General features: G+C 44.9%; 13 protein-coding genes. 7 read left to right on the plus strand and 6 right to left on the minus strand.

Going from position 1 to position 19,589, the window contains the following annotated elements; translation table 11 throughout:
• Positions 1-144 precede the first annotated feature (144 nt).
• Complete coding sequence (locus EJO50_RS00215; protein ID WP_125971022.1) at positions 145-1,719, minus strand: ABC transporter substrate-binding protein; 1,575 nt, start codon at positions 1,717-1,719, stop codon at positions 145-147.
• A gap of 848 nt (positions 1,720-2,567) precedes the next feature.
• Here EJO50_RS00215 and EJO50_RS00220 point away from each other — a divergent pair.
• From EJO50_RS00220 to murI, 6 genes are all read left to right on the plus strand, one after another.
• Positions 2,568-3,179 carry a heme-binding beta-barrel domain-containing protein gene (locus EJO50_RS00220; RefSeq protein WP_125971023.1) on the plus strand — a complete coding sequence of 204 codons (612 nt, stop codon included), beginning with the start codon at positions 2,568-2,570 and terminating at the stop codon, positions 3,177-3,179.
• Between the two features lie 403 nt (positions 3,180-3,582).
• Positions 3,583-3,744: a hypothetical protein gene (locus EJO50_RS17075; RefSeq protein WP_164521385.1), complete on the plus strand. Its 162-nt coding sequence runs from the start codon at positions 3,583-3,585 to the stop codon at positions 3,742-3,744.
• Positions 3,745-4,645: 901 nt separating this feature from the next.
• On the plus strand, positions 4,646-6,274 hold the full coding sequence (locus tag EJO50_RS00225; protein WP_125971024.1) for a methyl-accepting chemotaxis protein: 1,629 nt from the start codon (positions 4,646-4,648) through the stop codon (positions 6,272-6,274).
• A gap of 885 nt (positions 6,275-7,159) precedes the next feature.
• Positions 7,160-7,633, plus strand: a complete 474-nt coding sequence (locus EJO50_RS00230; RefSeq protein ID WP_125971025.1) for a copper chaperone PCu(A)C — start codon at positions 7,160-7,162, stop codon at positions 7,631-7,633.
• Positions 7,634-8,167: 534 nt separating this feature from the next.
• Complete coding sequence (locus EJO50_RS00235) at positions 8,168-9,547, plus strand: peptide MFS transporter (protein WP_125971026.1); 1,380 nt, start codon at positions 8,168-8,170, stop codon at positions 9,545-9,547.
• Positions 9,548-9,891: 344 nt separating this feature from the next.
• Positions 9,892-10,704: a glutamate racemase gene (murI, locus tag EJO50_RS00240; RefSeq protein WP_125971027.1), complete on the plus strand. Its 813-nt coding sequence runs from the start codon at positions 9,892-9,894 to the stop codon at positions 10,702-10,704.
• A gap of 301 nt (positions 10,705-11,005) precedes the next feature.
• Here murI and EJO50_RS00245 read toward each other — a convergent pair whose 3' ends face one another.
• The 4 genes from EJO50_RS00245 to EJO50_RS00260 form a co-directional block, all read right to left on the minus strand.
• Positions 11,006-12,133: a patatin-like phospholipase family protein gene (locus EJO50_RS00245; protein WP_125971028.1), complete on the minus strand. Its 1,128-nt coding sequence runs from the start codon at positions 12,131-12,133 to the stop codon at positions 11,006-11,008.
• Between the two features lie 268 nt (positions 12,134-12,401).
• Entirely contained in the window at positions 12,402-14,186 is a 1,785-nt protein-coding gene (gene recQ, locus EJO50_RS00250) for a DNA helicase RecQ (protein WP_125971029.1), read from the minus strand.
• 338 nt (positions 14,187-14,524) lie between these two features.
• On the minus strand, positions 14,525-15,238 hold the full coding sequence (locus EJO50_RS00255) for a hypothetical protein (RefSeq protein WP_125971030.1): 714 nt from the start codon (positions 15,236-15,238) through the stop codon (positions 14,525-14,527).
• 261 nt (positions 15,239-15,499) lie between these two features.
• Complete coding sequence (locus tag EJO50_RS00260; RefSeq protein WP_125971031.1) at positions 15,500-16,036, minus strand: cysteine hydrolase family protein; 537 nt, start codon at positions 16,034-16,036, stop codon at positions 15,500-15,502.
• A 243-nt stretch (positions 16,037-16,279) separates the two neighbouring features.
• Between EJO50_RS00260 and EJO50_RS00265 the strand changes: the two genes are divergently transcribed.
• A protein-coding gene (locus tag EJO50_RS00265; RefSeq protein WP_125971032.1) for an IS3 family transposase occupies positions 16,280-17,646 on the plus strand; the annotation gives its coding sequence in 2 pieces (ribosomal slippage) (positions 16,280-16,798 and positions 16,801-17,646; 1,365 coding nt in all).
• 78 nt (positions 17,647-17,724) lie between these two features.
• On the opposite strand, the gene EJO50_RS00270 is transcribed toward EJO50_RS00265, so the two are convergent.
• Positions 17,725-19,185, minus strand: coding sequence for a catalase (locus EJO50_RS00270; protein WP_125971033.1), 1,461 nt, complete (start codon positions 19,183-19,185; stop codon positions 17,725-17,727).
• Between the last annotated feature and the right edge of the window lie 404 nt (positions 19,186-19,589).

A 19,589-nucleotide genomic window follows, 5' to 3' on the forward strand; every position in this document is an offset into this window, starting at 1 on the left:
TACCCCAGACTAAAAATCTAAATAGTGGCGATTAGTCTTTATAGACTAAGTGCTCATTGCTTATTCTTTTTATCCGGAAAAAATAAGGGCGGTTAAAATCCTGGTTTGCCGAGTTTTAAGTGCCCTTATTCATAGAGTACAGATTTATTTTACAATGATACTGCTAAAATCCTGCCGGCTAAATGGGTTGATTTTATAGCCACGGATATTGGGTTTAGTCAGCACGGCAGTAATAGGGTGCGCCAATGGAATCCATAATGCCTGATCATGAATTATTTTTTGTGCACTGGTATAAAGTTTGGCTCGTGTTGCCTGATTGGCTATTTTTTTGCCATTATTAATTAGTTTATCCAGCTGGGGATCACAATAGCGTGCAAAATTAAGCCCGGATTCTATTGATGAACAGGAAAATTGCGGTGTTAAAAAATTATCCGGGTCGCCATTGTCGCCACTCCAGCCCATAAACAAGAGATCATGTTCACCAGCTTTGGCGCGTTTAATTAGCTCGCCCCATTCAATGACTTTTAGCTCGGCTTTTACGCCGATTCTGGCTAAGTCGGCCTGTAGTAACTCTCCGCCAGCACGCGGATTAGGATTAAGAGAGCTCCCTGTCGGGCGTATCCAGATACTAGTGCTAAAGCCATTGGGAAATCCGGCTTCTGCCAGTAATTGTTTTGCCTTGGCAGGATTATATTTGTAATCCTCCTGATTGATATAGCTCCACGTATTGGGGGGGTAAGGGCCGTCCGCCGCTGTGGCTGTGCCATCAAACACCTGCTTTAGATAGGCATTTTTATCAAATGCATAATTAAGAGCCTGGCGCACTTTTGCATTATCAAAAGGTTTATGCTGGCTATTAAAAGCAATAAAAGCAGTAGAAAATGCCGGTGTTTCAATAGCCTGAATATTTTTATCCTGCCTTGCCGCTAATACATCCTGCGGTTTAGGTGAGAGGGCAATCTGGCATTCGCTTGCTTTTAACTTTTGCACTCTTACGCTGGCATCCGGTGTAATGGCATAAATTAATTTATCAATTTTCGGTTTATCACCAAAATAGGCGGTGAATACATCAAAGCGGATATGGCTGTCTTTTTGATAGTTTTTTAATACAAAAGGTCCGGTACCTATAGGTTTGGTATTTAAATTGGCGGTTTTTCCTGCAGCTAATAATTGATTTGCATATTCTGCAGAGTAAATCGATGCAAAACCCATGGTAAGGAGTGCAGAAAATGTAGCTTCAGGGGCATTGAGCTCAAAGCGCACTGTTTGCTCATCTATTTTGTTAACGGATTTAATCAGTTTGGGTAATTGAAAAGTTTGCGCATGCGGATAGCCATTGACTGCTGATTTATGCCAGGGGTGATTGCTGTCCAGCATGCGATTAAAGGTGAATATCACATCATCAGCATTCAGCGTTCGTGTGGGGTTAAAGTAGTCGGTGCGATGAAAAGCAATATTCTTTTTTAAAGTGAAAGTATAGCTGAGGCCATCGGGGCTGATTTGCCACTTCTCGGCAAGGCTGGGCACTAGTTTACGGGCGCTCGCGTCATAATCGATCAGACGGTTAAATAGCACGTCTGCAGAGGCGTTTGTAGTGGTTAGCGAATTGTATTGCACAACATCAAAGCCATCCGGGCTGGCCTCGGTGCATACCGTGAGTGGCTTGGCCTCTACGGTAACGGCCCAGAGTAAAACAAATAGTGATGAAATCAGGCGCATGGCAGATTCTCGATGTATGGCGGTGCCTAGATAATACCCCGCTGATATGGTTTAAAAATAGTTGTTTTTGCATGTTTTTAGCTTAAAAGGGCATGGAAAAAATTTGATTAAAATGCTTTGCTTTCAGTCTGGTCAGTTTTTGCTTTTATGTTGATTTTTCCCTTTGTAGCTCTACGTTTTGCAGGTATTTGAGTGTTTTGCTGATGATGCTGCCTTTGGGGGCTTTTAACGTGCCTGGTGCAATGTCTGATCAAGGTTTTTTTACATCATTAGAGGCTCAATGGTTTATTCCCATATAAAGCTCAATCTTCCTTGATTAGGGCTTTCTGTATTAGATGGTGAGTTTTTTTACCAAGCTTGGGCTCAAGTAGTTTGTGTTTGATAAAGATAATTTTTTAATAGTATGTCAAAGTTGTATAAGAGCTGCGTAATTAAAATAATATTACTAATCATGCAAAGAAGCTGTTTAGACTGACTTTAAAATTATTATTATCTGGGTTTATTTGTTTCCTAGGGTTTTTATGTATGTCGATTCAATAATTGAGAACAAACACACCCAAAAATGATCTGGTTTTGTTAAAAGATTACAGGGAAATTACCACTTGATTTTTTACGAGTTATTTAGAATGTTTTTAGGTTTTTATTTCTGTTTGCTTTTATTAGTGCTTATAGCCATAGTTAAAATAAATTACGATGATTTATTTTAACTATGACCTTGATATTTAATTTTATTACATTCTGTGCTTATTGATCTCGGTCAAAACGCAAAGCTTTTTTACGTCGCATTCTATCGTCACTCCATCAATTTAAAAGAATGGTTTTTTCTATTTTATATTAGAGGAATGAAGATGAAAGTTAATAAATCAAAATATGCTATTGCAGGTGCTGCTTTACTAATGCTATGCCAGTTTTCGTTTGCTGATGAAAATCCTCTCACCAAATTAATTGGCACATGGGAAGGTGATATGGGGGTTGATGTTTCTCCTAGTCAACGTGGTAGTGGTTCCCCTGCCGGCGCGGTAGCAACAACGCCATATTATGAAAAAATTGTAATTAGTAGTGGAGCCGGGGCTACAAATGCAAGTGTCCAGGATCTTGTGACCGTGCGATACCATCAGATGGTTTTTAAAAAAGCTGATAATCAGCAATTTCATGACCAGGTTGGATATTTGATTTGGGATAAAAAGAATAATAAAGTTTATAATTCGTTCTGTATTCCCCGTGCTGTCTGTGCTGTGGCAGAGGGCGATTTAAAGGATGCAAATGAATTTACGATGAGCAGTAAAGCTAATAATCTCGCAGAAAGTTCCTTTATGATAAAAAATGCAAAAACAAAAGCATTTACTATTACCATAAAGTATAATGAAGATGGAACATTGTCATACACTCAAAAAACGGATCTCCTGATTTATGGAAAGCCGTTTTCACATGTTGACTCAAGTGTCTTGACTAAAAAATAAAAATAAATAGGGCAGAGCGGAAATACCGGCCTGCCCTTATTTTTAATCCGGATAATGCATTCTATAAATTTCAAGCAGTAAGATTGGCTGTTAATGCAAGTATGATTTCTATTATTTTATTTCTTTCATTTAGTTGCCCCCTCCCAAATCGGTTTATCTTTCAGTAAGATTTTCGGCATAGAAAATTTGGTGTGAAAGTTGTAAGTACAGCATTTATGGCGTATCAGGTTTTTTATCATGATGCGGATGAATGTTTGATAGATAAGAGCCGGTATCCAAATAAACTGCATATTAAGCATTAAGCCATCATCAGTATCTTGGCGCTGTCGTTTGCTGGTTGATACTAATATATTACATCCTGTTGTACCTGTTTTTTAATCAGCCTTGTTGGTATGCTTTTACGTTGGATACAGAAAACGCAAAAGTCGCCGGTGCCCGTTTGGCTTACGAAGGGGGATCGAACCAGGGCTTTGCCTCTATTTACTGGATTAATTGCGATCTGGAATTAAGCCTGTATATCAAGCACCAAAATAATCAAGAGCCGGAGCTATCCAAGGCTAATTAGCTAATGTCTGTGGTATTTGCTTACTAAGGCTAATATCAAAGTGGTTTCTCTTTGCCAGCAGAGTCTGTGGTGAGCCGCCTGAATCAAACTATTGAACAGTGTGGCAAGTTTAAATGAATCGGCTCTGGCCATGGCTATTGATATCTTCGCCGCATATCAAGGGTTAGGCAGAACACCAATCGATTGAATTGGTTTATATTAAACCTGATGATTCGCAGCCGAATGCGTGTATTGAGTAAATCGCTCCACCTGTGATGAATGACTGGTTTGAAAGTATTGCAGAAGTATTATAAATCAAGACGCAATGGCTTTAGATTTGCCATAACAGGTACCCCCATATGGTATTAGATGACATCCCCTCAACGTTGGTATTGTAATATTTAAATTCTACTTTTAAGCAGAGGCGTTTCATAGCAACTATTTCTATGTTTGAAACCTGACTTGGAAAGCATTACTGTGGTTAAGGGTTTTTTCCTAGAACAGGTCAAACTGTAGTGTGATATATCTATTCATCGATTTGGGCGCTTGCCCAAGTTGAATTTATAGTACGCACTGGAAAGCAAAGCGTTCTGTAAAAAAAATTAAACAGCTGGGGCAGACAACTTTCTATAAATGATAAGGTGTTGGTGGGTTTGTTGTATTTCTGATTTTGTAAAAAAAAGTGTTTGCCCTTTGGGGTAAACCAGAGGCAAAGTGATATCTCTGGAGTTGTGTGAGCTGCTTACTACACAGATCGAGCGGGCTGGTTTTATTTTTTAAAGGATTGTTATTTTTACATATTACCTTAGATGTACTAAAGTGAGTCAATTGACGATGCTTTTTATCTGCCAGCCATTTGGATGTGTTTAATTGGTTGTACAGATGGAAAAGCCATTTTGGGCATTAAACAAGAGAGAATGAAATGGGCTTATTAATAAATTACCGGGTGAGAACACGTTTATTGCTGCTATGTGTTTTTTCTTTATGTGGCATGGCGTTCTTAAGTCTTACTAATACGAAGGTGTTGTACGATCGAATGCTGGCAGACCGGATGGATCAGGTTAAGGGGCAGACTGAAACAGCCGCAGGGGTCATAGAGCACTTTCGTGCTTTAAGCCAGAAAGGGCAAATGAGCAGTGCTGATGCTCAGCAAGCAGCAGTCAGGGCATTACGGGATGTACGTTATTCTAAAACTGAATATTTTTTTATCATTGACACAAATCATATTGTGCATTTGCAACCGACCAAGCCTGAATCCGAGGGGAAAAATCAGCGTGATTTAAAGGATGTTGATGGGAAGTTAATTTATGTGGAGCTGGCCAAAGCTGCCCAGCAGGGAGGGGGGTTTGTTAAATATTCCTTTCCAAAGCAGGGCTCAGATAAGGCAGAGCCTAAGATCTCTTACTCTATTCTGATACCTGGTTGGAACTGGGTTATTGGTACAGGGGTTTACGTAGATGATGTGGAAGATGATCTTAGAAGCAATTTGCTCTATGGTCTTTTAAAATTACTGCTTCTGGCTGCTCTGGTGACCGGTGTGGCATGGATGATTACACGAAGTATATTACAGCAGCTAGGTGGTGAGCCGCAGGAAGGAATTGCGGTGATGCAGCGGGTGGCCAGTGGGGATTTGCAAATTAATGTGTCATCTGCTCATCAGGGCAGCATGCTGGCTTCCCTGGGGGAAATGGTTAAGGGTTTAAATAAGGTCATGCGTAATGTGCGCTCTGATGCTGATTTATTAAATGACAGAGCCGCACAAATTGCGAACTCCAGCAAAGAGATTTCGATTGCGGCTACGAGGCAGTCTGACGCAACTACGACTATGGCGGCAGCCATGGAGGAGCTTACTGTTAGCATCAACCATATTTCGGAAGGCTCGGGTGTGGCAGAACAGGCTTCCCGCCAGGCTACAGAGTTGGCTAAAAACGGGGTAACTCAGGTTGCTGAAGTGACCTCTACGATGGAGTTGATTGCGGGTAATGTAAGCGAAGCCACTGCACAAATTCGCCAGCTCGACGCTAAGGCACGTGAAATTTCCGGTGTCGCTTCCGAAATTAAAGACATTGCCGATCAAACTAATCTGCTGGCACTTAATGCCGCCATCGAAGCCGCAAGAGCGGGCGAGCAGGGACGTGGTTTTGCGGTGGTGGCTGATGAGGTAAGAAAACTGGCAGAAAGAACCTCGGTTGCTACGGTGAATATAGCCTCGATGCTGGCTGCTATTCAGGGTGAAACCGTTAGCGTGGTTAATGCAATGAGCTCTGCTATTCCGCAAGTTGAGCGGGGAGTGCAATTGTCGCGTCATGTTGCCGACTCTCTAAATAGTATTCATTCCGGTGCGGAGTCCAGTCTGTATAGCTTGCAAGAAATGGCATCGGCCATACGCGAGCAAAGCCAGGCAAGTAATAGCATCGCTTTGAGGGTTGAAGATATATCGCAAATGGTGGAAGAAACCAGCACTTCTATCCAGCATGCGGCAGAAAATGCTTCGCAAGTTGAGCAGATCGCTAATCAGCTAAACCAGGGTGTAAGTCATTTTAAAGTTTAGCGGGTGTGTTGCTTCAGTAATTTGTTTGTTCGAATAAGGTGCTGGCTTGTTTTTCGGCATAAATCTAGGCTACAGGGTGGGCAGTTGTTTTCACTGGTCATCTTGTGGGGCTAAGTTATGTGCCTTTCTTGGAAGTATTTATTTTTGTAAAATAAATGCATACAGAAAAGAGCATAGAGCAAATTCAATAGACTGTATTTTTTTGTAAAATACAGCGCTGCCTTAGTTTTCCAAACCCCGGTGGCCATTTCTTGGTTGCCGGGCTATCCATCTCAATTAAAGTATATGATGTGATTCCAGATATGAGTGCAATATGCGCCTGTTTGGATTATTGCATCACTGCGTGATGGTGCAGGGGCAACGGCAGAGTAAAGTGGGCATTGTTTGCTTGGCGACACTTTAGAGCTGGGTATGTTCTTATTTAAGCTCTCCTTCATTCCCTTCAATAGTGAAATAAAAGGCTTTGTATAATTTTCAAATAAAAAAATTGATTGGAATCTTTGAGAATATATGACTATCACAAAAATCCTTAAGTGCATAAGCTGGTCCGCCCAGGGCATGTTGATATTTAATTCATTATTGCGCTAAACCGTAGGTTAAATATCTGTGGGGGGGCTAAAAATAAAATTGACGTATGATCTTTGTTTGGCTTGATACCCATAGGGTAAGGCAGAAAGGGGGGCATAAAAATAGGCTCTCCTTTATTTTTTCCCGGAGTGATGGAAGTCGATATATTTAATAAATACGGTTGTTTTTAAAGCCTCTTTTTTTGAGTATGAAACTTAGAAATGCCATACTTCGGAACTTAGATTTTTCTTGCAAGCATAGTGATCCGGCACTTATTCTGGCAGCTCCAATGAGCTGCCCACTTTAGAGGGAGATAAAATGAAAAAAATCACTTTATTACTGGTCGCTTTCTGCGCGTCTTTTACAGTTTTTGCTCATGAATACAAGGCGGGGGAGATTCGGGTGGTGCATCCATACTCGGTGCCAACTTTGCCGGGTAAGGATATTGGTTCGGCGTATATCGGTCTGGAAAATAAAGGCCCGCAAAATGATCAGCTGATTGGGGCAAGTAGTGATCGGGCTGAGCGGGTAGAGATACATACCATGAGTATGGAGGGTGATGTGATGAAAATGCGTCAGGTGAGCGAGCTGGAAGTAAAAGGGGGTGACATCATCAAAATGAAACCGGGCATGGGTTATCACCTGATGATTTATGGTGTGAAGCCGCCTTTAAAAGTGGGTGATAAATTTCCACTGAAATTGCAGTTTAAAAAGTCAGGCTCAGTGGAGGTTTCGGTGATGGTGCAAGAGCGTGATGTGGGAGTTAAAGCCGCTGAAGGGCATTCTCATTAGTCTTGGTATCTGCCGGATTAGCTTGCAAGCAAACTGACCTTCAGACCAGGGGAGGGTGATACTGAGCGGCTTAAATATTATTTATTCTGTTATTTAGCTTTCTATTTTTATTTGCGCAAGTAAGAATTCTTTATGTATTCTTACTTGTATTTTTTATTACATTGGCAATAATCTACCGTTTATCATTTATTCATTCAAATATATTTATGCTTACGAATTTTCTTTAAGCATAAAAAGCCAATATATGCGCTATATCAAGCAATCTTACGTATTTAAAAGCCAAGCTCTCGTCTGTACATTCCCTAAGTATCCTCTGTCATAAAAAATGCTGACGTTAAAAATTAGCATGCACTTTGCATGGTGGTGGCTTTCTGTATTAGAAAGTTATAAAACTGCTTACCTTAGTTTTTTTTTGGTAAATAAGTTTCATTTGATGTGAAAGTTACCAGTATGAAAGTGGTTGTTTTCAGTAACGCATTTGCCTGTTTGTAAGGTATTAATACTAGCAACATCACACTCACTAAGGATGCTCAGATGGCAAAACAGTCTAGCCACCCTAAAGGCCTCTACCTTTTATTTGCCACAGAAATGTGGGAGCGCTTTTCTTATTACGGTAACCGCGCTTTACTTGCGCTGTTTATGATTTCAGCTCTGTCGTTTGACAAGCAGTTTACTTCTGCACTGTATGGTCAATATACGGGCCTGGTCTATCTGGCCCCCCTGGTGGGGGGGTATGTTGCTGACCGGTTCTGGGGCAATCGCCGCTCTATTGTTGTTGGTGGAGTATTGATGGCCCTGGGGCAGTTTCTCCTGTTCTTTGCAGGCACCTGGTTTCAGGACGCCAGTATTGCAATCCCGCTGTTTTACAGTGGTTTAGGTTTTATTATTGCGGGTAATGGTTTTTTTAAGCCCAATATCTCGACGATGGTTGGCCAGCTTTATGAGCCAAATGACAGCCGTAAAGATACGGCTTACACCATTTTCTATATGGGGATTAACTTAGGCTCATTTATGGCTCCGTTGATTTGCGGTACTTTGGGTGACACGGGGAACCCGGCTGATTTTCGCTGGGGGTTCCTAACCGCCGGCCTGGGTATGCTGATCTCTTTGGCGATATTTGTGTCTTTTCGTGATAAATATCTGCTTGATCCGGCTGGTAAATTGATCGGCTTGGCACCAGGTAAAATCAGCGCAGAAGAGCGTGCTAAACGGGATGCTCCGCTAACCCAGGTTGATATCGAACGTATTATCGTGATTGGCGTATTGTCATTTTTCGTGATTTTCTTCTGGTCTGCATTCGAGCAAGCAGGTGTATCGCTGACTTTCTTTGCGGCCGAATCGCTGGATCGTGAAGTGCTGGGTTTTACCGTACCAACATCATGGTTTCAATCGTTAAACCCTGTATTTGTGCTGATTTTTGCACCGGTACTGGCGTCGCTCTGGACTTTTTTATCGAAAAAAGGCGCTGAGCCCAGCTCTCCTACCAAAATGGCCTGGGGTCTGTTGTTTCTGGGCTTTGGTTATATCGTGATTGCGATGGCGGTAAAGCATATCGAGCCGGGTATAAAAGTATCGATCATGTGGTTGGTAACCATGTACTGGCTGCACACCATGGGCGAGTTATGCCTTTCTCCGATTGGCTTGTCTTTGGTGAATAAGCTTGCTCCAGCGCGCTTTGCATCACTTTTGATGGCGGTATGGTTTATGGCCAGCGCGGCGGCAAACTGGTTCGCCGGTGTGCTGGCGGGGTTTTACCCGGAAGCAGGCCAGGCCGTGCCAAGCTTTATGGGTTACCAGATCAATGGTATTTATGAGTTCTTCATGCTGTTTGTTGGTATGGCGATGGCCACTGCGGCACTTTTACTGCTGTCGACTAAGAAACTGCAAAAAATGATGCATTTGGAAGTAGCTTAAATATTAATTTAAAAATTAATATTTAAGAAAAATGGCCTGTTTCAATGAAACGGGTCATTTTTATTTGCAGGCGAGATTCTTTGTCTTTATAAGAGGTAAACCCTTTTAGCGCGGTACAGGTTTTATAGTGCTCATACGGAGGGCTGTGCACTGAATACGTGGGGATAAGGCTTATCCATGTGCCATACGATTATTTTTTTGTGAAACTCCGTGCATTCTCTGTCGCTTAATCGTTGATTTTTACTGTGTAATATCAGCGAGTGATTAAAAACCGCGGATATAAGCCAGTATTTTCGGGATTTCCGGCTCGCCCAGATCGGTACTCCGGCGTAAAATGCCATCCCATGCAAAATCAATCTCTTCCTTCTCATCCAATTGGTGTGTTCGATTCTGGCGTAGGCGGTTTAACCGTAGTGCGTGCTTTGATGGACAGACTGCCGTTTGAAAATATTATTTATTTTGGTGATACCGCCCGCGTGCCTTACGGGGTGAAGTCGGTCGATACCATCGCTCATTTCACTCAGGAAATAGCCCAGTTTTTGCAGAATCAGCAGGTAAAAATGCTGATTATTGCCTGTAATACCATGGCGGCGGTGGCCGCTGATCTGGTGCGGGACAGCGCAAATGTGCCGGTGCTGGATGTGATTGAGGCGGGAGCCAAAAATGCGGTAGACGTCAGCTGGACCGGTGGTATTGGCGTGATCGGCACACCGGCCACGATAAATTCCAACGCTTACGCACGTGCAATTCACCAGTTAAACCCTGGCTATCGCGTATATTCGCAAGCCTGTCCGTTGTTTGTGCCGCTGGTTGAAGAGGGCTGGCTGGATCATCCGGTGACTAAACTCACGGCGCAAGAATACCTAAAGCCTGTTTTTGTAGAGAAAATCGATACGCTGGTATTGGGGTGCACTCACTACCCGCTGATTAAACCGCTGCTTCTCGATGTGGTGGGCGGGCGGATGAAGCTGGTGGATTCGGCTTTATCCATTGCCGATCAGGCTGCTGATCTGTTGCAATCCTCCGGCATGGCTAATCCATCTCATCAGGCCCCGGATTATCGTTTTTACGTCACGGATGTGCCGGTGAAGTTTCAAAGTATTGGCGAGCGCTTTTTAGGGCGTAGCCTGAATAAGATTGAGCGGGTGAATCTTTAAGGTTGATCATAAGTACCCGGCTTGGCGTATAAACTCCAAATATTGAACCACAGAGGACACAGCGTTACACGGAAAAACCCAAGAGATATATTTTGGGTTTTTTGCGAATATCTGTTTGGTTTGAGTTGTTGCTATTTATCCTGTTTATTGTCACGTGTGCGTTCGAGCTTGCTGTGAATATCATAAGGATTGTCATTTCCGAGTGATTTTATCGGGAAGCCATCAGCTTATGGTCCTCGATAAAACCACTGGGAAGGGGGACAATTTTTAAAATTGCAGAAGCAGTAGCCCAGCGATCACATCATAAACACACCTGTGTATCCAGTTTGCCTGCTTGCAAGCGGTGTAGGGTAGTGGCGATGTGGGCCGCTCTTTCCTGATTTTTCCAGGGAGATTGGGCCAGTGCTTCCTGCATGTCGGCATAGCCTGCCGCGCGGCGTCTGGCAATAGAGGGGCGGGAGAATTCGGCATCGCTGCAAGAGCCTTCAGAGGCGCTTGGTGTGTAAGTAATGTGCACAATATCAATATGACGTTGTGGCACATCCATTGCGCTTTCCTTGCTGATGGCCTTGGTGTCTGGCGAGGCTTTAGCCAGGGCGCGGCGCAGATTGTGCGTCGTGCAGGCCACTTCTACCTGAGTATTACGGCTGGCATACTGGATTTCTTTCTGTCGCCAGGCTACGGCATCCATGCTGGTAGGAAGTGGGCCTTTGGCACTCCATAAATCCACCATAAAGACCAGCAGATCATCTTCACCTTGATCATCAAGAACTGCATTTAATGGCGTGTTGCTGACGCATCCTCCATCCCAGTAGTACTCATCACCAATTTTTGTGGCTGCAAAGCCGGGTGGGAGCGAGCCGCTTGCAAGTACGTGTTCGGCTTCAATTTTTTGTGCGGCAGAATCAAAAAACACCAGCTCGCCCGTGTCAACTTTGGTAGCTCCCAGTGTAAGTCTTGCTGTTTTACCTGAGTTTAAATCGGGAAAAGAAGCTAAATCACGCAATGTACCAAGCATGGGCGTGGTGTCGCAAAAGCTGGCCAGCTCTGTTGGAAGCGTTGGTGATAAAAGAGGGCTGGGCATGCGGGGAGACCAGAAATTAGGCTGGCCCAGCAGCATGGCTTCAGCTACGCTAAATTGATTGAATGCCCAGAGGGTTTGTCCGGATAAAAAACTGCCCCAGCCATCGGGGCGCGAAATCGATTCCCAGAGGGCTTCCAGTTTTTCGAGGCGCTGTTTGGGGTGGTTGGTGGCAATGACTGCGGCATTGATTGCACCAATTGAGATACCTGTTACCCAGTCTGGCTCAAAGCCTGCTTCTTGCATCGCGGCATAAGCACCAATGTGGTAAGCGCCTAAGGCACCTCCACCTTGTAGTACGAGAACCACTTTCGGAGATTTAGTCGTTTTTTTGCTTGCAGTGGCCATCTTTGTCACTCCATATTATGAATAGCTCCTTAAATTGGTTTTAAGGAGAGATACATCTTCGTACCAGATTTTTATAGATAAGTTGAAGTTAGTCTGGCGAAGCGCTTTCAATAAGATAGATGATGGCTAAGGGTATTTCTATTAAGTTTCTTTTTCTTTCCTTTCATATTTTTTTTATTTTAAGTAAGAATGGATGGTTGGATTGGTGGGCTTATGCATTTTTTGTTACGGTTTTTTGCTACTGCTGTGTATTAAACATCAACTGAGTCTAGTGATTTTCTTCAATCACTTTCAAAAAGTCATTGCCGTATTTTTCCAGCTTTCTATCGCCAATCCCTGAAACGCGGGACATTTCGTAATGGTCCCCGGGGCGTAATCTTACCATTTCTTTGAGAGTGGCATCGCCAAAGATGATATAGGCGGGCACGTTTTGCTCATCGGCCAATTCTTTGCGGCGGCGGCGCAGCGCTTGCCACAGCGCCTGATCGGAGCTTGCGACAAAGTCACTGCCTTTTTCACCCTTGTAATTAAATTTTTCGGTGCGTTCGCGTAAAAACAGCGACGTTTCACCCTTGAGTAAGGGCCGCGCTGCATCAGTCAGCTCCAGGCCACCATGACCGGATTCATTCAGGCGGACTGCGCCACGGGCCAACAGCTGGCGAAATACGGCGCGCCAGCTGGACTCATCCACTTCTTTGCCGATGCCAAAGGTGGTGATGCGATCATGAAAATGCTCTTTTACCTTTGGGGTCGCCTTGCCCTGCAAAATATCCACCAGATGCCCAACGCCAAAGCGATTGCCGGTTCTGAAGATGCACGAAAGCGCTTTTCGGGCGGCTTCCGTCATTTCCACCAATTTGGGCGGGTTGATGCAATTATCGCAATTGCCGCAGGGCTGGCTTGCTTCACCAAAATAGCCCAGCAGCGTTTGGCGGCGGCAGGCGGTGGCCTCTACCAAGCCCAGCATCGCGTCGAGCTTGCGCCGCTCCACCAGCTTTTGCATATCGGGCGAGCCGGAATTATCAATCATGCTATTGAGCAAAATTAAATCTTGCAGGCCATAAGCCAGCCAGGTGTTGGCTGGCAAGCCATCGCGCCCGGCACGGCCGGTTTCCTGATAATAATTTTCTATGCTTTTGGGTAAATCAAGGTGGGCCACAAAGCGTACATCGGGCTTATCAATGCCCATGCCAAAGGCAATCGTCGCCACCATTACTACGCCTTCCTGGCGAATAAATTGCTGCTGATTCTTGGTGCGCACGCTGACATCCAGCCCGGCGTGATAGGGCAGGGCGTTGATTTCCTTGGCTTTAAGCCAAGCGGCGGTGTCTTCAACTTTTTTACGGCTTAAGCAATACACAATACCCGAATCGCCCTCGTGCTCGCGGCGGATAAAGGTGAGCAGCTGATCGCGGGCGTTTTTTTTCTCCACCATGGCGTAGCGCAAATTGGGCCGATCAAAGCTGGAGACAAACTTTTGCGCGTCCTCTAAGCGCAGCCGTCCTATCATCTCGGTGCGCGTGGCGTGATCCGCCGTAGCGGTGAGGGCAATGCGCGGAATGCCGGGGAATTCATCGGCAAGTAAGGATAGCGCCAGATATTCCGGCCTGAAGTCATGGCCCCACTGCGATACGCAATGCGCCTCATCAATTGCAAACAGGCCAATATGCGCACGCTTGAGCAGCGCCATAAAGCGCGGCGTAACCAGCCGCTCTGGTGCCACATACAGCATCTTGAGCTGGCCATTAATAAACGCATTTTCTACATCGCGCGCCTCTTCCTGATTCAGGCTTGAATTCAAATAAGCTGCTGCAACACCCAGCTCTTTTAGTGCGTCCACCTGATCCTGCATCAGCGCAATCAGGGGGGACACCACTACGCCGCAGCCATCCCGCAGCAAGGCTGGGATCTGATAACAGAGCGATTTCCCCCCGCCAGTAGGCATCAAAACCAGCGCATCCCCACCCCCCGCCACATGGCTGACAATAGTTTCCTGCTCACCGCGAAAACTGCGGTAACCAAAGACGTGTTCGAGGACTGAATGGGGGGACATGGCGAATCTATCTATGCAGCAAAGCGGGGATTGTACCCCTCTGAGGGGTGAAGCTAAAACCTGGCGTGGTTTGGGGGAGGATTTACGTGGAAGATGTAGCGTAGGGCGCACTCGAAGCTCGAGCGTGCGCTGGGCGATAAAACCTACCCAGCTTCGAGTACGCCCTAGGTGCTTTAACTCACGATATTGAATCAAATTCGATTTACTAAACCAAAGTCGTTTCTATGCGTGGCCCGAAGCTGGTGCTTGTTGCCGGATGAGCAAGGGTGAACTAATGTGTTTAGTTAAATATATGTTCTGTTAAATTAATAGTCGCTTTATTAGGCCTAAGTATATTTTTAAACTTGATGGGAAAATTCTTTATCCCATTCATCAATATTGAGCTGGAATGCACACAATGGGCGTAATTGGTTTATCAGCCATTCCCTATCAATTTGTACTGTATGTAGTGGATAGTTTTCCTCTTCTTCACTCTCTGTTTCAGCTTCATAATCCATAAAGGTAAGCCTGACAAAGTCATTGCATCCTTCTGCTCTTTCAGCACCAAAAATAACATTGTCATCATCGTTGTCATTATCAACCATTAAAACTGGCAGGGTTGCCGGTATGCCAGAGAATGAATTTAGCTGTGTTAATAACTCAGTGATTGTGCGTCCATCAACAGTTAATTCACATGTTTCATCTCCAAAATCAGCATGCTTTATAACGAGATCAATGTCCCAATATGGGTTTGAATGTTTGATAATTATTTGTTTGTTTTTTGGGAATGATTCAATTGAATTTTTCAATGCTTGTAAATATTTTTCCCATTCATTATCAAAGCCGGAAAAATGATTTGTATTAATCGTAACCGATTGATATTTGTAATCATGCGTATCGGTAGTGTTTTCATATTCAGGAGAAAAATTCAAGGGTGAGTCAAATATTTTTCGCGTTCTTAATCTGAACAAAAAGGGTTCTGTTAGCTTATATAACAGACCTACACGGCTACAAATCGCAATTTGATAATTTGGCGTTTGGCTGGGGGAAAATAGGATAGATGATTTAGACACGGATTTATTCTTGCTCCATATTAAATAGGTGAGCTTTAAAAACTAAGCAAACAATATTGCCTTTTTATCTTGTATGACAATTGTGCATGAAGCAAGTAGGGTGTAGGGCGCACTCGACGCTTGAACGTACGACGGTTTTTTGTCGCTCAGCGATAAGCGCAGTGCGCCGTGTGGAAATTGTGATATGTGTGTGGCGTACTGTGCAGGGCGATAAAGCCCGCCCTGCTTCGAGCACGCCCTACAAGATTTAACTTACGGTATTTAATTAAATTCAATTTTCTCCGCCAAAACCGCTTTAACCCGTGGCCCGAAGCTGGATAGATTTGAAAGCGTGATATTGTGGTGCGCGGCAATTTGTGTGGCAGACAATACATCGTTGTCCAGGGTGGAATGCCCGTCGGCAATCAGCGTTACCGGGTAGCCCAGGGCCAGGGTGCGGCGGACGGTGGTGTCCACGCAAAATTCGCTTTGCAGGCCGCAGATAATCAAATGCTCTGCGCCCAAGTCTTTAAGCAGGGCGTGCAGATTGGTATTATGAAATGAATCCGATGCCGTTTTTCTGATAAATAAATCATTCGGCCGTGCTTGCAAACCCGCAGCCAGCTGCCAGCCATCTGTGCCGTATTCAAGCGGGCCATCATTTTCTTCGTGCTGGATATAGATAACCGGCACTTTATTCTGGCGCGCTAATTGGGCCACTGAATTAATCCGGCTAATCACTTGCGCAGTTTCAAAGGCGGCATATTCGCCACTGCAGAGGGCTTCCTGCACATCAATAATCAGCATTGCGGTTTTCATAGTGGCCTTGTGGCGAAAATAATTTGAAAGAGATATCGCTTTAATTCATTGTTTTTAGCGATTTTAAATTAAGTATGGTGGCTTGGGTTAAGGTTTTATTCGTTTTGGTCTTTTAAAATGTTTCGCCGTTTCACTGCCTGAAAAACACATCCAAACTCCATGCCTGATCAGCATGAAAAAAGGCCATCCCATTGAACTGCACCCCAAAAGTTGGACACCCGTCCATATTTTTGGGGTGTTTTTATGTCCAAGTACACAACGCAATTCAAGCTTTCTGTCGTTCAGCAATATTTAACGGGCGAAGAAGGTATTAAAACGATTACTAACCAATATGGCATCGAGCAGGCCATGTTTCGTCGCTGGGTGAGGTCGTTTCGCCAGCATGGTGAATCGGGTTTAGCCCCCAAATACAGTCATTACGATGCCGTGTTCAAACTCTCCGTGCTCCAGCACATGTGGGACAATCATCTTTCCCAGCAGGAAACTACCGCTTATTTTGATATTCGTAGCCCCACTTGTTTGAGCCAATGGAGCACGCAGTATTGCGCAGGCGGAATTGCTGCCCTTGAATCTGCGCCTAAAGGTCGAAAGAAATCACCCATGCCCGTTGCCGAAAATAACACTGCTCCCCTGCCGATTGATGATGAAACCCGTAGCCGTGAAGAACTCATTGCAGAAGTCAAACGCCTCCGTTTAGAGGTGGCCTACATAAAAAAGTACAATGCCTTAGTTCAAGCCAAAGCCCAATCGGCACAGCAGAAACAGCACAAATAGTGCTTGAATTAAGGCCGCAGTTTCCCTTGGCTGATTTGTTGAAACAAGCCGAGTTGCCGCGTAGCACCTTCTATTACCAGAAGCAGGCTTTGGCGGTGAGCGACAAGTATCAAAACGTCAAAACACAGCTTACAGCGCTGTTTGCAGAGCATAAAGGGCGCTACGGCTACCGGCGCATCATGCTGGCGCTGCGTAATAAGGGCGAATGGCTTAATCACAAAACGGTGCAGCGTTTAATGCAAGAGCTGGGTTTGAAGTCGTGCGTTCGGCCTAAAAAGTACCGTTCATACAAGGGTGAATGCGGCAAAATCGCGCCAAATATATTGCAGCGACAATTTAGTGCAGATAAGCCGAATCAGAAATGGGTAACCGATGTGACTGAATTTAACGTACAGGGAGAAAAGCTCTATCTGTCGCCAGTTTTGGATTTATACAATGGAGAAATTATCGCTTTTGAAATGGCGCGCCGCCCAGTATTTGCGCTGGTCAGTCAAATGCTAAAGAAAGCGATCGTTAAGCTGAGCCCGGATGAAAAACCACTACTGCATTCGGATCAGGGTTGGCAGTGTCAAATGGCAAAGTATCGGCAGCAATTGGCAGGAAAAGGACTGGTACAAAGTATGTCAAGAAAGGGCAATTGCCACGATAATGCAACGATGGAAAGCTTCTTTGGTACGTTGAAGTCAGAGTTTTTCTACCAGGAAAAATTCACTAGTATTGAGCAACTGGAGCAAGGCATCGTGGACTACATTCATTACTATAACCACGACCGAATCAAGTTGAAGTTAAAAGGGCTGAGTCCTGTTCAATATAGAACCCAGCCCTTGAGCACCTAGCTTTTATACTGTCCAACTAATTGGGGTCAGTTCACCATCGGGTTGGCCTTTTGTTGATTTACAGCTTATTTAATTGGCTTACTTAATTTCAGCCTCAGCAATCCCGAGGCGAGTAGCTAATCCCAGGCCGTAAGCCGGATCGGCTTTGTAGCAGTGGCGCAGCTGGCGCACCTGGATTTCTTTTACTGTGACCTGGCTGAGTGCGCCGGCCATATTGTCCAGCAGGCGTTCTTGCCCGTCTTTGCCGATTAAGCGGAACAGGTTACCGGCCTGGATGAAATCATCAGGCTGATCTTGCAGCGGGTTGTAACGATCAGCGCTGCCATGAATTGTCAAAGGCGGTTCGGCTGCAGATGGGTCTTCAATGGGGCCGCCAAAGCTGTTTGGCTCGTAGCTTGGATAGGCGCTGCCATTATAATTGCCCATTTGCATCTGCCCGTCACGGTGGTAATTGTGGAATGGGCATTTTGGCGCATTTACCGGCAGATGACCATGGTTAACACCAAGGCGGTAGCGCTGTGCGTCACCATAAGCAAATAAGCGGCCTTGTAACATTTTATCTGGCGAGAAGCCGATGCCGGGTACTACATTGGCCGGGTTATGTGCTGATTGCTCTACATCGGCGTGGTAATTGTCTGCATTGCGGTTTAGCTCCAGTATGCCCACTTCATGCAGAGGGAAATCACCGTGTGGCCATACTTTGGTCAGATCAAAAGGATTGATCGCGTAGTTATCTGCTTCGGCTTCTGTCATCAGCTGGACACACATTTTCCAGCGCGGGAAATCACCATTCTCGATACTATTATACAGATCGCGCTGGGAGCTTTCTCTGTCGTTAGCGATCACGGCTGCAGCTTCTTCATTACTGTAGTTGGCGATGCCTTGCATGCTTTTAAAGTGAAACTTCACCCAGGTGCGTTTGTTGTCGGCAGAAATCAGGCTGAATGTGTGGCTGCCAAAGCCGTGCATCTGACGGTAGTTTTTAGGCAGGCCGCGATCACTCATCACAATGGTAATTTGGTGCAGCGCTTCGGGCAGGCTGGAGAAAAAATCCCACTGCGAGTTTGCATTAAACATATTGGTGCGCGGATCGCGTTTCACCACATGGTTCAGATCAGGAAATTTGAGTGGATCGCGTAAAAAGAACACCGGTGTGTTATTACCGACTACATCCCAATTGCCTTCTTCTGTATAGAATTTAATCGAAAAACCACGGATATCCCGTTCGGCATCTGCCGCACCACGCTCACCGGCTACAGTAGAAAAGCGCATAAATAAAGGCGTTTTCTTGCCTACTTCAGAGAAAACTTTAGCTTTGCTGTATTTGCTGATGTCGTGGGTTACTGTAAATGTTCCGTAAGCTCCTGAGCCTTTTGCGTGCATTCTGCGCTCTGGAATCACTTCACGGTTAAAGTGTGCCATTTTTTCCATATACCAGACATCCTGCATCAGCATCGGGCCGCGCGGGCCTGCGGTAAGAGCGTGCTGGTTGTCGCTGACGGGTGCACCGGCTTGGGTGGTGAGTTTTTTCGATGTCATGATTTTCTTCCTTTGCTTAGATTGAGATCACTGCATCCAGACCAGGCTGGCAAGCAGCTCGCAAAAGAGTTCCCCGAGTGTGGCTTGCTGCATGGTGGCTCCTTGTTGAAACCAATTATGGTTTTTTGCGATAGTTAAAACAAATTGATTATTTAAATGCGATTGATAGTTTTTATCAAAAGAGTAACTGTGCCCGTATCACTTTTAACTAAGTTGTGGCAAATGGCAGATGAGCCTGACAGACGGCAGGGGCTTCAGACAGAGCCCTGCAGGTAATGCCATTTTAGGGAAAAAGCCTCAGTTCTTAGTTTAGAAAACAGGCTTTTTATGAGCACCGGTTAACTTTACCGTAAATTCTTTGTTTAACGGTAGCCCGCTACTCAAAAAAATATTGCTTGAGCTCA

The sequence above is a fragment of the Iodobacter ciconiae genome (assembly GCF_003952345.1).
Taxonomy (GTDB): Bacteria; Pseudomonadota; Gammaproteobacteria; order Burkholderiales; family Chitinibacteraceae; genus Iodobacter; species Iodobacter ciconiae.